Here is a 15334-nt window from a genome sequence, read left to right on the forward strand (position 1 = left end):
AAAGGGAATGTACTTAAAGTAACAAATATTCTTACTTTTGTTATTGCGGAATGCATTGCTATATTATTAGATTATGATTAAAGACATAGAAATATTATATATTGATGATGAATTAAATAACCTATTTGGTTTTAAAGCCAATTTTAGATATAGCTATGTTGTGCACACCGCTTCCTCGACAGTTCAAGCTGAAGAAATACTCATTAAAAATCCTAATATCCGGATTATATTCTGTGATCAGCGTATGCCAAATGAATTGGGGATCGATTTCTTTTTCCGTATAAAAAAAGAGTTTCCAAGACCGATTCGTATTCTATTAACAGCATATGCGGATATGGAGACTGTAATCGATGCCGTTAACAAGGGACATATTTTTAGATTCGTCCGTAAACCGTGGTTGGAAGAGGAGATGATTTCTTGTATTGAAGAAGCTGATAAGTTTTATGCAGCCAATTCCATGTTGGATATTAAAAATGAGGAACTTGAAAAAGCCTACCATGAACTAGATAAATTCGCTTACAGTGTAAGTCACGATCTTCGTGATCCACTTACTGGAGTCTTATCAGCTGTCAAGCTGGCTTTACAATTTGATCAAATCGATCAAATTCATGAATTGCTCACCTTGATGGACGGTTCTTTGACTAGGCTTGATTTATACATTGATAGTTTACGAGACTATTATTTGTTGAGACGCGGAGAATTATTTTTATCTAATATCGATTTTAAAGAGCTTTTCAATGATATTTCAGCATTTTACAATATGTATGTGCGTAATAACGATGTACAATTTTTAATACATGTTGATCAGCAGGAAGATTTTAAATGTGATAAGACTGTTTTAGAATTAATTTTGCATAATCTACTTTCTAACGCATTTAAATATCAACGTAAAGATCAGGAAAATAAGTTCGTAAAGCTGTCTGTGAAAGTCGTTGAAGGCTATGCTACTTTTATCGTTAGTGATTGTGGAATTGGAATTTCTCCAGAATATATCAATGATATTTTTAAATTGTTTTTCAGGGCGAGTGATCAGGCCGAGGGTATGGGTTTTGGTCTTTACAACGTGAAAAGTGCCTTAATGAAATTACAAGGCACAGTTGATGTGCAATCTGATATTGGGGTTGGAACAACTTTTACCATAGTTGTTCCAAGTAAGTAGTTGATATCTGATACCGCTAATTATTGCTTAAGAAAGCAGTTTTTGACGAAGTAAAAATTCCAACTGTTCGTTAGATAATTCCAATTTTGAATAAGTATCCAATAAATTTTTACGTTCAGAATAGATATCATACGCACGGTTGATGGTTTCATCCAATTCTTCTTCGCTCCAAGGTTTGTTTAGATAATGAAATATCTTTCCTTTGTTTACAGCATCTATGACTGCGCCCATATCTGTATAGCCAGTTAGTAAAATACGCATAGGTTCTGGGTCGATGTTGATAATCTCTTCCAGTAATTCAACCCCCGTCATTTCCGGCATCCGTTGATCAGTCACAATGACATCAATGGAATTTTTCTTGACAATATCGATGGCTTCAGAACCACTGATGGCAGTGAATATTTTATACTTGAACCGGAATGTCGCTTTAAAGGAAACGAGATTGTTTTCCTCATCATCAACATATAATACAGTTATTTTGGGTTTTTTATTTTCCATGTTATTTGTTGTCATAAGTAAGAGATATTAATAAAATCGCCTTAACAATATACAAATGCTGTTATTATTATTTGTAATAACAAATGTTTAATACATTGGTTTGTAACTAAATATGCTTATATATATATTTATCGATGATAAAAAAAGCTTTTTCAGTATTTAATCAAACAAGATGTACCTATAGATAGAATAGTTATTTTTATGTATTACAAAGTTAAAGAATAATTTGAATCTAATTTCAATATGAAGCAGATTCATGAAAAATATTTTTGATTAAATAATTGATTGAAGTACCGCGAATCTATCGCATGATGAAGAAGGTGAACCGCTAAATCGTTTTCAGCTTTATAGCGTATCTTTGTTAAATGAATGCTTTTGAACACATCTTTACATGAAAAATGGACAAATTATTATTGGCTATGAAAATAGTCTTTTTATAGATTTTATAATAGATAGTAAATACCGATGGATTCGGCATGTCCTACTAATCGCAGCCATTATAGGGATTCATTTTTTACCCAATAGTGCTCCCGCAGAGGTAGATAAGAAGGCTGAGATATGGAATTTATGGGTCAAATTCATCTCCATTATTATCCTCTTGGCTCTCTTTTATATCAACCATTATATTTTGATTCCTTTTTTTATACTAAAAAGTAGATTCTTAGATTATGCCGGTAGTTTATTTTCACTTTACACCTTCATATTTTTAAGTATGCTGGTACTGGAAAGTCAGGAATTGCAGTTTGTTAAAAAACAGGATCAGTCACTTTTAAACTGGAAGGATTTTATAGTTTTGATTATTCTATTTACCATTTTTATAGCTGCGGTAAGTAGTGTTAAGTTATTTAAAATATGGATCGTTAATTTAATTAGGTTTAAAGAATTTGAAAATAATACGTTAACCATTCAGCTTGAACAGCTCAAAAGTCAGATTAATCCTCATTTTTTATTTAATACACTTAATAACATTAATTTTTTGATTGATGAAAACCCCAAATTAGCATCAAAAGTTCTAGTGAAACTGAGTGATATTCTTCGAAATCAATTGTATTTATCAAAAGGGGATACGATCGAACTTGGGAAAGAAATAGTGGTATTGAGAAATATTCTCTTTCTGGAAGATATCCGTAGGGATAAATTTATAGTGGATTTTAAGGTTGATAGCGATTTGGAAAAGATGCATGTATCACCATTTCTTTTTATACCTTTTATTGAAAATGTGGTCAAGCATGGTGCACATCAAACTATGGAGGGAGGTTTACATGTACAGATCCAGTTATCCATAAATAATCAGCATATTTGTTTTACCTGTATCAATTCGCAAAAAAAGAAACTGCATCAAGCAGCGTATGGGGGTTTAGGATTAAGTAATATTCGTAAACGACTAGAAATCCTTTATCCTCAGACATATGATTTACAGATAGATGATGGTGGAGATATATTTAAAGTTTTTTTAAGTATTCCAATAAAAGATTGATATGACTAAAGACAAGTTAACGATTAAATATATTGTCATTGAGGACGAACCCTTGGCTAGGAGGGGTCTGGTCAAATTATTAAAAGATTATGAGTGCTTGGAGTGTATGGGTATGTATAGTAATACAGAAGATGCCCGTATGATCATGGAAGGGCAACAGTTAGATTTGGTTTTTTTAGATATTCATTTGCCGGAGGAGACTGGATTGGAGTTTGCAAAGCTTGTCCCAGCTTCTATCCAGATTATCTTTACGACAGCCTATCCCAATTATGCTTTAGAAAGTTACGAATTGAATGCTTTAGATTATCTTTTAAAGCCTATTGCTGAAGACCGTTTGAAAAAAGCTGTGGATAAAGTAATTAACCATTTTCAAAAAAACATATCAGAGCAGGAAATAGTAACGCAGACTGATCACATTTTTGTAAAAGCTGATCGCAAACTGTTTCGACTGGAATTAAATGAAATTCAATACATAGAGGCGATGAAAGATTATGTGATGATTCATACAAAGAATAAAAAATTAATGGTAGCGATGAATATCAAGACCATTTGTAATCAACTGCCCGGTTCGGATTTTGTCCGTGTCAACAAGTCATTTGTCGTCAATTTGAATAATATTGAAAGTGTGGATAATCATTGGGTGACTGTGGCTGGATTTGAGATGCCCCTAGGAGCTAGCTTTAAAGAGAATTTATTAAAGCGAATTGAGAAACACACTATCAATCGATAATTTGAGGAGGAGGAGAAATTTTATGAGAACATCAAGATTCAACCATGAGTCGCACGTATTATTAAGTAAAGGAGATTTCTTATCGGAAATCTCCTTTACTTTAAATAGAAGCAAGTTAATCCACCTGGATTTGTTTGCTTGACGTGGTCTGTGCACTAAAATAACCAAATACAGACGGGCTAATATTAGTGGGGGGATTACTGGGCGTTATACCCGCACCAGCAGACTGCTGCATGAGACTATACCAATATTGATAGATGTTTTTATCTATCCCGATCATTTCGACGCGAATTTTATCTCCAGAAATGATATCGACGTCTTCATCGGGTCTTAATGTAACACTGACCTGATTTCCATTGTTAAAATCATCATTTACTGCATATATATCTTTAATCTGTTTATCATTGACAAATAGGACGAACCGATATTGATTAATTTGATCTTTGGGATCCTGATAAAATACTTTTATGTTGCGGGTATCTTTTTCTCCAAACTTAGGTTTTTCCGCAGCAATTGAATCTAGGTTTACCACTTGAGGCATCTGCGATATCGCCGTATATTTGTTTTCATGAAGACGAACTTCAAAGCTGTAGCTTTTTCCAGGTATTCCGGTAAATGCTTTCGACATATAGGTGCCTGCAGTGGTTTCGCTAAATACATATTCATTTTTTTCATCATCCCGGACAATAACAATGGCGCCTGATACTGCTGGATAGTTGCTGTGATCTGAAAATGCGATATTTTTACTCAGCTTAATTTCTTGTTGTGCTTCTGTATTGTTAATGATACCTTCAATGACAAGCTTGCCGATATCATCGTCTACTTGAATATCAATGACTTTTTCACAAGAAGTCGCTAAGATAAAAAGAATCAGGATGAGCGAATATGGAATATATGTTTTCATGTTTTTTGCTGATTTAAGATTAAAATTTAAAATTCCAGGTAACAGAAGGAATAGGAACTCCAAAAATACTGGTTTGAACAGCCTCTGTTGCATTGGGAACTGTTTTGCTATCTTTGAATGTAATGCGATATGGATCTTTTTGAGCATACACGTTATAGATGCCAAATGTCCAGCTCGATTGGAAATATTTACCTGGTTTTCCTTCATACGTAGCCGCAATATCTAGACGGTGTGTAGCAGGTTGTCGATATGCATTTCTTCCTGAATAGGAATAAGTGGTATGGCCACCGACACTATATTTACCTGTCGGGTAGGTTACGGCTTTACCTGTTCCATATACAAAATTACTGGAGAAGGTCCATTGCTCATTAAATTTGTATATAGCAACTAAAGATAGGTCATGTGTCCTGTCATGGGTCGCAGGGTAATATTTGCCATCGTTGATTTCTTCAAATTTACGCTCAGTTTTGGATAATGTATACCCAACCCATCCATTAAACTTTCCATATTTTTTCTTCAGAAATAGTTCGGCACCATAAGCTCTTCCGACGCCATAAAGTAATTGCGATTCTACATCTTGATTGACGAGCAATTGCGCAGCATCTTTATAGTCGATTTGATTTTGTAAGTTTTTATAATAGAGTTCTGCAGATAATTCATATGTGTTGTTTTTGAAATTTCTAAAATATCCCATAGAAACCTGATCGGCAATTTCCGGTTTAATATTTTTACTACTCATCACATACAGATCTGTAGGACTTGAACTAGTAGAATTTGTTAATAGGTGGATGTTTTGCGTGTTTCTATTATATGATGCTTTGATGGATTGTTGTTCATTGAGCATATAGCTGACACTAAAACGCGGTTCCAGATTTAGGTAGTTCTGCACCACTTCACCTGAATTATACTTTTCGGAAACTGTGATATTGCCTGCAGCATCATAGCTGTTGAAAGTACCTGGGCCTACAAGCAACATAGAACTTAAACGTAAGCCATATAACATACTGAGTTGATCATTTACTTTCCATTCATCACTTGCGTATGCCGCCATTTCATAACCGTAACGATGTTCTACATGTTTGTTGTTGAAACTCGAGCTTGCAGTTGTTGTAATATCACCCGGCGCAATGTCATGTCTTGTTGCTTGTAATCCAAATTTTACGTTATGGTTGTAAGCTGCATAATATTGAAAATCTTGCTTCAAATTGAGATCTGTAATTTTAGAAGTTGCTTTAAATCCATCATTGCGATCTAGTCCTTCAATGACATAGTTATAATTACTGTAGATGAAAGATGTATTTGAAAATAGCTTGTTGTTGAATACATGGTTAAATCTTAATGTACCTGTTGCATTTCCCCAGTTGGTACCAAAGATATCTTGAAGTCCTAGCACATCTTTCCCAAAATAACCGGAAAGGTAAATCGCATTTTTATCGTTGAATCGGTAATTGGCTTTTGCATTGATGTCATAAAAGTATAATGTACTTTTATTGATGGTTGTATCTGATGAAGCTTTGAGAAATAGATCGGCATAGGTACGACGGGCAGAAATCATGAATGAACCTTTGTCCTTTACAATTGGACCTTCAACTTTGATCCGAGAAGCAATCATACCGATCCCACCTTGAACTGTTATTTTTTTATTGTTTCCTTCATTCATTTTTACGTCTAGAACAGATGATAATCGACCGCCATATTCAGCAGGCATACCACCCTTGTAGATGCTCACATCTTTAATAGCATCTGAATTAAAGATGGAAAAAAATCCTAAGAGGTGAGAGGCATTGTATACAGTGGCCTCGTCTAATAGAATTAAATTTTGATCTGATCCTCCTCCTCGAACATAAAAACCCGTATTACCTTCGCCAGAACTTTTTATTCCAGGCATGAGCGTGATACTCTTTAAGACATCTTGTTCACCCAATACGACAGGCAATTGATTAATTTGACTCATATTGAGTTTTTCAACCCCCATTTGTGGAGATGAAATATTTTTATTGTTTTTTCTATTAACAGAAACGACTACTTCATCTAATGTAGATTGCGATTGCATTGCAATAGGTAATACCATATCGCTATTTAAGGATACGGTATCTGTATAAGTCTTGTAGCCGACATAAGAGCCTGTGAGTAGATAGCGTCCTTCTGGAGCTGAAACGGAATAGAAGCCATAGGAATTGCTTAAACTACTCGATTGAGGTAACTCCTGTAGTCGGATCGTGGCACCGATCAGTGTTTCACCGCTTGAAACATCTGTGATTGTCCCTGATATCGTATATCTCTTTTGAGCAATGGATAGATGGGTAAGGGATACAAAAAGGAATAAAAAAGATATTGATTTTAACATTTTTCGAATTTTCTACGAAAGTAGCTGTTTGATAAAGTCGAATACTTTTTATTATAGGAACACTGGTAGATATTATAGGAACAGATGATTTTAGGGTGTTTTGTTAGCGTTTGAAATGATAAATGAGATTTGTTTTTCTCTTCTTTCGAATCCCAAATATCTTTAAACAAAAAAAGCTAATCGCAAGATTAGCTTTTTCTTAGTGATCCCGCTGGGATTTATTGCGACCCACATACCCCAAACGCATGTCCGCAATGAAAAAGGTCGAACCCATCCCAACGCTTCTGTTCTCATCCCATTGGATACAAAAAAAGCCTCACATTTCTGTGAAGCTTTTTGTTGTGATCCCGCTGGGATTCGAACCCAGGACCCATACATTAAAAGTGTATTGCTCTACCAGCTGAGCTACGGAATCCTTTCTTGTTTGGAAGTGTGTTCCTTTTTTGAAAGTGATGCAAAGATAGAATTTCTATTCACATACTCCAAATAAATTTTGATGTTAACGATTAAGTGCCTAATACACCGATATATTTATTTATATATAGATCCCGATCCTTGGATTTATACTGCTGTATGTAACGCGGATGCTCAAGAACAGTCAATTTTTCAAACAATTGCTCTTCTCTGTTTATTTTTTCAATGAACGTTACATTTTTTTTACCCAATACAAATGCTTCACTCGTATCTAAACCTAAGCTTATATGTTTTTTGAGCGAGTTTATCATAAAAGGCTTGACCATTTCAAACAGATTTCTATCGTCATAATAATTTGCGTTAATCCATTTGTTCTCTTTTGTTCTTCTAACAATGGCTAAGGGAAAGGGTGAATTGATATAGTATTGCTTGTAAAAAGCTTGAGCGCCTCCAAATTCTGTAATCATATCGTAAAGGAAAACAGATGAAATTTCATGTGTATGTGCCGATTCCATCGGAATACCACAAACGTGTTCCAAACGCTTGGTATCTGTAAACGGAACACCAGTGACACCCGCACCATGACGACTTGGATTAATGCCAATGATGAATTTGCGGCTCGATGTGTCGTTGTAATATGTATGGTAGAATTGTTGCATGACTACCAAAGTTTCCGGATTTCCTAAATAAGGGTTTAATACTTGAAAATCAGGAGGAAGATCACCTTGATAGTGTAATTGTTTATTGAAATCAATAATTTTTTCTGCTAAAGTTTTATTGGTAACCATACAATGACGTCGCTAATTTTTCAATTTACAAAATTTATTTTCTTCTATTGTTAAAGAATAGTCAATTCAGCTCACCATAATCTTCTCGATCCCTATCTTAAGAGCAGTACACTTAAGCCTAGATGGCTTAAACATAGAGGATATCATATGATGTTGTATTAAAACAACAAAGCCGATCGAAAGATTGGCTTTGTTTGTCATTTTAACTGCTGCATGTTGTGCATCAGGATTTTAATATTTTACCCATATTGGGGTAGGGGCAATCTGATTTTAATACCTAGTCTCTAATGCTGTTATAAAACAATTTTAGTTCCTGTAGCCAGTTTATTGTTTTTTGCGAATACACCACATAAATGGAATAACAATCGGGCACCTACGTTACCATCCCAATCATCTTCTCCTGGTGCAACTTCAACCAAATCAATACCAACGATATTTTTATCGCTATTGGCCAGTTTGCTCAACAAATAAGTTGCTTGCTCATAGGATAATCCGCCCGGTACAGGAGTTCCTGTATTTGGACAGTACCAGCGTTGTAAAGCATCAATGTCAAAGCTGACCGCCACATGTTGAGGTAGCTGTGCTAAGATTTCATCACATTGATCTTTCCACGTCTTCCCTTCAAAACTGTTCGCTTTTAAATCGGTATCTGTATATACTTTAACTTTATTCGAACTTTTTACGGCCTCCAATTCACCCTCACTAAAATCACGAATACCTACTTGTACGATTTTCTCGATCTGAGGAAGTTGAATAGCATTGAACATAATAGAAGCATGAGAATAAGTAAAGCCTTCGTAAGCATCACGTAAATCCATATGCGCATCAAAATGTAGGATACCAAATGAATCATGGTTTTCTGCTAAAGCCTGATAATATCCTAATGGAGTAGAATGATCACCTCCCAATAGAATTACTTTTTTGCCTTTATTCATCCAATATGAAGCACGTTCTTTCACTTCGTCATTGAATTGTTTAGAAGCTTTGTTAATTTCTTCTAAGTTGCTTTTTAATGCAGGTATGGTATCGATATCGTCACCATTCTCTAAAGCCTCTATGATCGGTTGCGCGAGACTTTTATAATTTTCACTGTTTTCTAACCAGTGTTCAGGAGCTTCGTCCATGAAAATTCCTAATTTCCATAAATCTGGAAATTCTTGATGCAATAAATCTACTTGAAAAGAAGCATTTAAAATAGCATCAGGACCATTGCTAGCGCCACTACCGTAGCTGACGGTCACTTCCCAAGGTGCTGGTATGACGATAATATCACTTTCTTCTGCTGTAAAAGGAAGTCCATATATGCTTGAATCTGGTAAGCCAGGTTGTGATGGATCGAAATTTTCAATTTTTGTTTGCTTTGTCGACATGTTATGAATCACTAGTTGAACTGCAAATATAAAAAACTTAACTGCGTTAAAAAAAGATATGTTGACCGAGTATGTTGACGATAAATGAAAAAGAAAGGTTCAGTAATTTAGGGTATCTTTACGATCTACAAAAAGTATAAGAAATAAAATGGCAGAACAACGTATCCATATCTGGGCAGGAACATCAACTAAAACAGAAGATCAATTTTACAAATATTTTGATCAAAGCAAGTTTATCAAAGATTATCATCGATTTAAAACGGATGAAACTTATGCTAGAAATGCTCCTGACTTTAACCTGAGATCCCAGTTCAGTAAAGCAATTGACAAGCAGTACGATTACGATGTCGATTGGATCACGGTATACTATAGTCGCAAAAAAATGAGCGTTCAGGCAGCCATCGAAGAACTACCGATATGGAATGACCAAACAGAAGTGAAGATTTATCAAGCATGCGTGGATAAAGGTATATCAACGGTAAATGCGATATTATGTTATGCCGATGCAGAACTTATCATAGACAAACCGCTCGGTAATTATAACGATATGATCTATATTGGAAGTTTCAACGTACCTGCATAATACATACGATAATCAGGATCAAAATACTTATGTATTGTATCTGTTTTGAATTCTGGTAGCCATCAACAAAAAAGCTAGTCCTATGATTAGCTTTTTTTGGCTTTCCATTTTCGGTGAAAGCAAGAAAATTCCTGCAGATGATGATGCTTTTTCAAGATCGTATTTTCAAAACTTCAATCTAATCATCACTATTCATAAATTTTTCTAGTTCTTGAATAGACTCAAAACGATCTAAAAAACCTTGGAAATAAGTAGACCACTCATCATTCATTCCTGGATCATCCTTACTTTCCTCTGTATTTGTAACTTGTCGAATTAATCTGCATTTTAACATATCGGGTGCGGCATAGGACATCATATGGGTCTGGGTTTCTGACCACACCCCTCCTTTATTCATCCAGGTGTAACTGAGGTTATTCCCCGCAATCATCGTCATTTCTTTAAGAAAGTCATACTTCTCAATTTTATTGTTATCAACATTATAATTGTATCGGGTAGCAGTACCATTGGATACCCTTACAATAACAGCTAATTTACTGTCTTTGCTATTTTTTAGCACTCCAGCCCAAATTCCTTCGTAAGAATTGGGAGTAGCAACGTGTTGTCCATTTGCAGTTAGAAAAAGCAGCGTGCAAATTAGCACAAGCATGGACTTAAAAAAGCTAGCTTTTTTATTCATAGTGTTGAAATAAAGCCCTATTTTCTTAGTTTTTAAAAAGATACTGTGAAATCTGTTTCCGGAATTCAAGTAAATTGGAAGTGATGTTTTCATAGTTGGTTAAGTTTATTGGTAAAAATTAATATGTATTTGATGATCATGCTCTTTTGATCATTCTTCCTATTTGGCTAGTGGTTTTAATTGGGATACCTATTTTAGTAGTATACTCATAAAATTAAATAGAAACGAGACCAAAAAAAATACTCCAATAGGAGTATTTTCATCTTAAATATCTTAATATATGGCAGTTGGAGTTTACACCTGCTATGTTTATGTAAATCTATCCGTGTCAAATTATCCCTTGACGAGTACATTCGTTAATGAGTTGCGTTATGTTTTTGCAATCTGTTTTACCTAGAATATTTTGCCGATGTGTTTTTACTGTCTGAACAGTTATAAAAAGTTTTTGGGATATTTCTATGCTGCTGAAACCTTCGGCTATAAGTTTGAGGATTTGCTTCTCTTTTTTTGAAAAGTAACCCAAAGAACGCTCTTCTAGACGCATGTTGAGGTAAGATGGTTCGCCATAAAGACCGATCAGTGAAATGTTATAAGTATTACAATGACTAAGGTGATCAATTTGGGTATGGATGTTTAATGATTTTCCATAGCCTCCATCATCGCTCAAAGAAAGCATAACGGCCTGATGATTCAATAATGCATAATCACCATTTTTTAATCTGCCTCGGTAACAATAACTTATTTTATATTTCGTTAATTTTTCACGACTTATGTTTTCAGAGAAAAAGCGAGTTAGAAATGCTTCAGCTTTTACAACAAAATCAATATCATCTGGATGAATAGTGGCTAACACATCATTAAAAGTCACCCGATCAATATCCAACCCATGAATCTCTTCAATTCCAGGACTGACATGAGATAATGACATATCGTAAAAATCAATAATATAATAATAAAATGGTCCTGTGCCGACAATAGAATTACTGAGCTCATCGAAACCAATATTCTGAAAATCAGTGTTCTGAGCTGCTCTATGGTCAAGCCACACTTGGTGTAGTTTTTGCAATTCAATGGTCATTTTATAAATCTTTTCATGAGAAGAAAATGCTAAGTTAAAAACCATTAAGATCTTTATTTTAAAAAGAGAAAGGTCTTATATCTTCAGTATCCCGGGCTATTGGCACTCCTTCCGGATCTAGAATCATAGCTTCCTGAATAGCTGTCTTGTGAAGTGTAGCTCCGCTTGCTATCACTTTATATCCATTTTCATATTCGGTGAAATAACCACAAGGGAAAGCGTAATAGCCATTTGGTAAAAGCACCCGTGTCTCATGTTGAAATCCCCAAGCAATGACCTTTTGGTTTAAGATATGGATTGTAAAAGCTTCTTCGTAAGTCATATGACATAGTTTAATTTGCTTTGCAAATTTCGTGTGACAGTTAGGTTAATTACCAAATAATGATTTACCTCTAAAATCCAATGTTTGAAGCGTTACATCACTACCACTAAAATTTGCCATCCGTGTTAATTTTTCTCTCATTTCTGTGCTATAATCGGATAAATATAAAGTGATACTAGGTGCAGAATAACCTTCATCTTTCGTATTTAATGTAACATAGCCCTTTTCTTTGTCAGTTAAGCCTAACATGGTTTTTTTTATTTCTGACCAATACATTTTAACTTCATATTTTTCGCCGTCGTTCCGGGTTTCTGCCCTAATAAAACTTTCGGTCATTTCTACGGTGAAATCCTCGCTACTATAACCACTAGGATTGACCATCGTAATATATTTCTTGTGCTTATTTAGCCATTTTAATGTTTCTTGCTTATTTTGGGCACTTACGCTAAGTAGTATAATAGAAAATAATAAGGTAAATACGTATTTCATAATTTTTAGATTTATGGGTTTTAATTTTTTTTAGTAAAAATTTCTTTAAGTTATTTTTTAGTAGTCTACTACTTGAGTATCGTATTGATCATGTTTATTTTCGATTCGTCATTTGTGTTGGTCAGTTGCTTTTTATTTAGCTTTATTTTATCGCGGAGAAGTATATATCGCACAGTTTGGCAATATTTCTTCTGCTTTGATAATCTTTTCTAATATAGCATCCCGATCCGAATCGTCATCCTTATCGTTAGCCGATACGTAAAGTTCTTTTAACTTGTTAAGGTTAGTTAAAGCAACTACATCTTCTAACCGAATTTGGGTCTTCCAAACATCAAGATACTCTAGATCGATTAATTTATTGATATCAGGCAGGCAAGCTTTAGTGATCCCAACATGCTTCATCAGTGTGAGTGTTTTTAATCCTTTAAAACTGCTTATAAACTTTACGCCAACATCAGTAATATTTGTTTCTTTTAAATAAATATGATGAACGATGGGAACCTTTGCTGCGATCATACCCACATATTCATCGTCAACGTCCATATCATCTATACAGGTGAAACCAGGCAATTCGATAGGGATATGCTTGGAATCGGTAATGTGTCTAAAGTGCCACCAAAAATGTTTTTCTGCTCCTTTGAGTTTCATATCACCTTTTTATTGTTTTTAATTTATTTGACCAAAATGAATAGCTCTAGAATAAATGGTGATTGCAAGAGGTCACTAAGATAAAGTCTCATAGCGTAAACTCGACTTAAGATACCTCTACAAGTTCTTGAAATAATTCCTCTAACGTATCATAAATCTCATAACCATCATCTCCTTTCATCATGATATACATGACGACCATATCTGATTGGTCTCGACTGGTTTTACCACCTTGAACACTCGTTATATCTACACTATTGTCGTCGAGTGTGAGTGCAAATAAGAATGCTTTGTTGCCTCGTTTTTTATCAAGCTCATCGTTTAAGCTTATTTCTTCAATCTTTGTCGGATCAAAAGAATAGGTAAGAGTTAGATTTTCATAACCACTTCCCCACGAGGTCACACTCGTCAATGAAACCCATCCTTTCTTACTGGAATGCGCTGAAAAATTCATGTAAGTATGAGTAATGTGTGTAGGACTGCTTTCGCTGGTCATTAAGCGAACGTTTTTTACATGTTGAAGCAGGTCATTGATGTTTTTAATGACCTCTGATTTGCTTTGTGCAAAAAGGCTGAATGAGCTTATGGCCAATAGGAATGCCAATACTTTAGATTTCATCATGTTTAGATTTATTAATTTCAGATAGAATTACTTATTTTAATGGCTAATCGATCCTAATGGTCAAACTGAATAAGTTCGTTGATATGGTATAACTATTCAGATCTAACTTTATGCGGACATTTGTTTTCTCTAGGTAAATTAAAATAAAATTAGAAAGAAAGTATAATGGATAAAATACTCCAAAAGGAGTATTTTTACTGTGTAAATAAGCGAATGGCGAGTTATTTTTAATTTATTATTAGCGTTCATTTCGATAGCTAATATGGATCTAACTTATTAAATCAATCCCTGCAGCGTGCATTGGTTGATAAGTTGCGTGAGATTTTTGCAATCTGTTTTTTCAAGAATATTTTGTCTGTGTTTTTTTACCGTAATGGCAGCGATAAATAGTTTTTCTGCTATTTCATTGTTGGTCAAACCCGCGGCAATAAGTTGGAGTATCTGTTTTTCTCTTTTTGAAAAGCAAGGTAAAGATTTTTCCTCTAGACTCATATTTAGGTAAGAGGGTTCGCCTTTAAGACCAATAAGGGATATCTTACGGGTATTTAAATTGCTCAGATGATCAATCCGTGTATGGATATTGAGCGATTTTCCAGATCTTCCGTTCTCATCGAGACTTAATAGAATCGCTTGATGATTTAGTAAAGCATATTCTCCGTTTTTCATTCTGCTTCTGAAGCTATAATTCATTTTATAATTGAGGAGCTTTTCTGTTGCAATTCGTTCGCGAAAAAATTTACCAATAAAAGATTCTGCATTGGCTACAAAATCAACATCATCAGGGTGAATGGTAAGCAATATATCATTAAAAGTGACCAATTCAGGGGTAATACCATGGATCTCCTCTATGTCACCGTTTACATGAGATAAAGACATATCGTAGAAATCAATCACATAATAATAAAACGGTCCAGTACTGATAATAGCATTAGTGAGATCATCAAAACCGATCATAGGAAAATCAGTGTTTTGATGCGCTCTGGTTTCTAGCCAAATGCGATGCAGTTTTTGTAGATCGGTATTCATGAGGTGCGGTTCAATGGTTTTCTAGTATAAATTAAATGAATAAAAATCATTTTTCAATAAGATTTTGAGAAAAAACTGGATCAAAAAAATAATTTAATTACACTGACGCACATTAAAGGTAGAACTTCATCTGATAAGCAGTTATTCTACCTTTTCTATGCGGAGTGGCTTTCCTTTGGCTACACGTTGTGGCAGAAACC

Annotated in this window: 16 protein-coding genes and 1 tRNA gene; 4 read left to right on the top strand and 13 right to left on the bottom strand. The window is 34.6% G+C overall.

Annotated features, from left to right (window positions below):
* The first annotated feature begins 73 nt into the window (after nucleotides 1-73).
* Nucleotides 74-1159 carry a sensor histidine kinase gene (locus C8N37_RS01645; protein ID WP_108157248.1) on the top strand — a complete coding sequence of 362 codons (1086 nt, stop codon included), beginning with the start codon at nucleotides 74-76 and terminating at the stop codon, nucleotides 1157-1159.
* A 27-nt stretch (nucleotides 1160-1186) separates the two neighbouring features.
* Here C8N37_RS01645 and C8N37_RS01650 read toward each other — a convergent pair whose 3' ends face one another.
* A complete protein-coding gene (locus C8N37_RS01650) occupies nucleotides 1187-1657 on the bottom strand; it encodes a response regulator (protein ID WP_108157759.1) in 471 nt (156 codons plus the stop codon).
* A 391-nt stretch (nucleotides 1658-2048) separates the two neighbouring features.
* Here C8N37_RS01650 and C8N37_RS01655 point away from each other — a divergent pair, with 391 nt between their 5' ends.
* Together C8N37_RS01655 and C8N37_RS01660 are read left to right on the top strand one after the other, a co-directional pair.
* Nucleotides 2049-3134: a sensor histidine kinase gene (locus tag C8N37_RS01655; RefSeq protein WP_108157249.1), complete on the top strand. Its 1086-nt coding sequence runs from the start codon at nucleotides 2049-2051 to the stop codon at nucleotides 3132-3134.
* Nucleotide 3135: 1 nt separating this feature from the next.
* Entirely contained in the window at nucleotides 3136-3864 is a 729-nt protein-coding gene (locus C8N37_RS01660) for a LytR/AlgR family response regulator transcription factor (RefSeq protein WP_108157250.1), read from the top strand.
* A 115-nt stretch (nucleotides 3865-3979) separates the two neighbouring features.
* On the opposite strand, the gene C8N37_RS01665 is transcribed toward C8N37_RS01660, so the two are convergent.
* The 5 genes from C8N37_RS01665 to C8N37_RS01685 form a co-directional block, all read right to left on the bottom strand.
* A complete protein-coding gene (locus C8N37_RS01665) occupies nucleotides 3980-4768 on the bottom strand; it encodes a DUF4249 domain-containing protein (RefSeq protein WP_170114450.1) in 789 nt (262 codons plus the stop codon).
* A gap of 19 nt (nucleotides 4769-4787) precedes the next feature.
* A complete protein-coding gene (locus C8N37_RS01670) occupies nucleotides 4788-7115 on the bottom strand; it encodes a TonB-dependent receptor (RefSeq protein WP_108157252.1) in 2328 nt (775 codons plus the stop codon).
* A 342-nt stretch (nucleotides 7116-7457) separates the two neighbouring features.
* A tRNA-Lys gene (locus tag C8N37_RS01675) sits at nucleotides 7458-7530 on the bottom strand.
* A gap of 91 nt (nucleotides 7531-7621) precedes the next feature.
* The gene (locus C8N37_RS01680; protein WP_108157253.1) at nucleotides 7622-8317 is read right to left on the bottom strand and encodes an SMUG2 DNA glycosylase family protein; all 696 of its coding nucleotides are present in this window, start codon (nucleotides 8315-8317) and stop codon (nucleotides 7622-7624) included.
* Nucleotides 8318-8610: 293 nt separating this feature from the next.
* The gene (locus C8N37_RS01685; RefSeq protein WP_108157254.1) at nucleotides 8611-9687 is read right to left on the bottom strand and encodes an agmatinase family protein; all 1077 of its coding nucleotides are present in this window, start codon (nucleotides 9685-9687) and stop codon (nucleotides 8611-8613) included.
* Between the two features lie 148 nt (nucleotides 9688-9835).
* Here C8N37_RS01685 and C8N37_RS01690 point away from each other — a divergent pair, with 148 nt between their 5' ends.
* Complete coding sequence (locus C8N37_RS01690; RefSeq protein WP_108157255.1) at nucleotides 9836-10270, top strand: immunity 22 family protein; 435 nt, start codon at nucleotides 9836-9838, stop codon at nucleotides 10268-10270.
* 178 nt (nucleotides 10271-10448) lie between these two features.
* Here the strand turns inward: C8N37_RS01690 and C8N37_RS01695 are convergent, their stop codons facing one another.
* From C8N37_RS01695 to C8N37_RS01725, 7 genes are all read right to left on the bottom strand, one after another.
* Complete coding sequence (locus C8N37_RS01695; RefSeq protein ID WP_146170977.1) at nucleotides 10449-10949, bottom strand: hypothetical protein; 501 nt, start codon at nucleotides 10947-10949, stop codon at nucleotides 10449-10451.
* 328 nt (nucleotides 10950-11277) lie between these two features.
* Nucleotides 11278-12072 (bottom strand): response regulator transcription factor, encoded by a 795-nt coding sequence (locus tag C8N37_RS01700; RefSeq protein ID WP_244914316.1) that lies wholly within the window; start codon nucleotides 12070-12072, stop codon nucleotides 11278-11280.
* A gap of 13 nt (nucleotides 12073-12085) precedes the next feature.
* Complete coding sequence (locus tag C8N37_RS01705) at nucleotides 12086-12349, bottom strand: hypothetical protein (RefSeq protein WP_108157257.1); 264 nt, start codon at nucleotides 12347-12349, stop codon at nucleotides 12086-12088.
* A 45-nt stretch (nucleotides 12350-12394) separates the two neighbouring features.
* Nucleotides 12395-12838 (bottom strand): hypothetical protein, encoded by a 444-nt coding sequence (locus C8N37_RS01710; protein WP_108157258.1) that lies wholly within the window; start codon nucleotides 12836-12838, stop codon nucleotides 12395-12397.
* Nucleotides 12839-12985: 147 nt separating this feature from the next.
* The gene (locus C8N37_RS01715) at nucleotides 12986-13486 is read right to left on the bottom strand and encodes a hypothetical protein (RefSeq protein ID WP_108157259.1); all 501 of its coding nucleotides are present in this window, start codon (nucleotides 13484-13486) and stop codon (nucleotides 12986-12988) included.
* 106 nt (nucleotides 13487-13592) lie between these two features.
* Nucleotides 13593-14108, bottom strand: coding sequence for a hypothetical protein (locus C8N37_RS01720; RefSeq protein ID WP_146170978.1), 516 nt, complete (start codon nucleotides 14106-14108; stop codon nucleotides 13593-13595).
* A 276-nt stretch (nucleotides 14109-14384) separates the two neighbouring features.
* Complete coding sequence (locus C8N37_RS01725; protein WP_108157261.1) at nucleotides 14385-15134, bottom strand: LuxR C-terminal-related transcriptional regulator; 750 nt, start codon at nucleotides 15132-15134, stop codon at nucleotides 14385-14387.
* Between the last annotated feature and the right edge of the window lie 200 nt (nucleotides 15135-15334).

It is taken from the genome of Sphingobacterium faecium, from assembly GCF_003054045.1.
Classification (GTDB): Bacteria; Bacteroidota; Bacteroidia; order Sphingobacteriales; family Sphingobacteriaceae; genus Sphingobacterium; species Sphingobacterium faecium.

Bases quoted from the DNA above. Each gene is read 5' to 3' on its own strand.
- C8N37_RS01725 (WP_108157261.1), bottom strand. From the start codon at position 15,134: ATGAATACCGATCTACAAAAACTGCATCGCATTTGGCTAGAAACCAGA.
- C8N37_RS01710 (WP_108157258.1), bottom strand. From the start codon at position 12,838: ATGAAATACGTATTTACCTTATTATTTTCTATTATACTACTTAGCGTA.
- C8N37_RS01720 (WP_146170978.1), bottom strand. From the start codon at position 14,108: ATGATGAAATCTAAAGTATTGGCATTCCTATTGGCCATAAGCTCATTC.
- C8N37_RS01650 (WP_108157759.1), bottom strand. From the start codon at position 1,657: ATGGAAAATAAAAAACCCAAAATAACTGTATTATATGTTGATGATGAG.
- C8N37_RS01700 (WP_244914316.1), bottom strand. From the start codon at position 12,072: ATGGTTTTTAACTTAGCATTTTCTTCTCATGAAAAGATTTATAAAATG.
- C8N37_RS01695 (WP_146170977.1), bottom strand. From the start codon at position 10,949: ATGAATAAAAAAGCTAGCTTTTTTAAGTCCATGCTTGTGCTAATTTGC.
- C8N37_RS01665 (WP_170114450.1), bottom strand. From the start codon at position 4,768: ATGAAAACATATATTCCATATTCGCTCATCCTGATTCTTTTTATCTTA.
- C8N37_RS01645 (WP_108157248.1), top strand. From the start codon at position 74: ATGATTAAAGACATAGAAATATTATATATTGATGATGAATTAAATAAC.
- C8N37_RS01715 (WP_108157259.1), bottom strand. From the start codon at position 13,486: ATGAAACTCAAAGGAGCAGAAAAACATTTTTGGTGGCACTTTAGACAC.
- C8N37_RS01660 (WP_108157250.1), top strand. From the start codon at position 3,136: ATGACTAAAGACAAGTTAACGATTAAATATATTGTCATTGAGGACGAA.
- C8N37_RS01680 (WP_108157253.1), bottom strand. From the start codon at position 8,317: ATGGTTACCAATAAAACTTTAGCAGAAAAAATTATTGATTTCAATAAA.
- C8N37_RS01685 (WP_108157254.1), bottom strand. From the start codon at position 9,687: ATGTCGACAAAGCAAACAAAAATTGAAAATTTCGATCCATCACAACCT.
- C8N37_RS01690 (WP_108157255.1), top strand. From the start codon at position 9,836: ATGGCAGAACAACGTATCCATATCTGGGCAGGAACATCAACTAAAACA.
- C8N37_RS01705 (WP_108157257.1), bottom strand. From the start codon at position 12,349: ATGACTTACGAAGAAGCTTTTACAATCCATATCTTAAACCAAAAGGTC.
- C8N37_RS01670 (WP_108157252.1), bottom strand. From the start codon at position 7,115: ATGTTAAAATCAATATCTTTTTTATTCCTTTTTGTATCCCTTACCCAT.
- C8N37_RS01655 (WP_108157249.1), top strand. From the start codon at position 2,049: ATGAAAAATGGACAAATTATTATTGGCTATGAAAATAGTCTTTTTATA.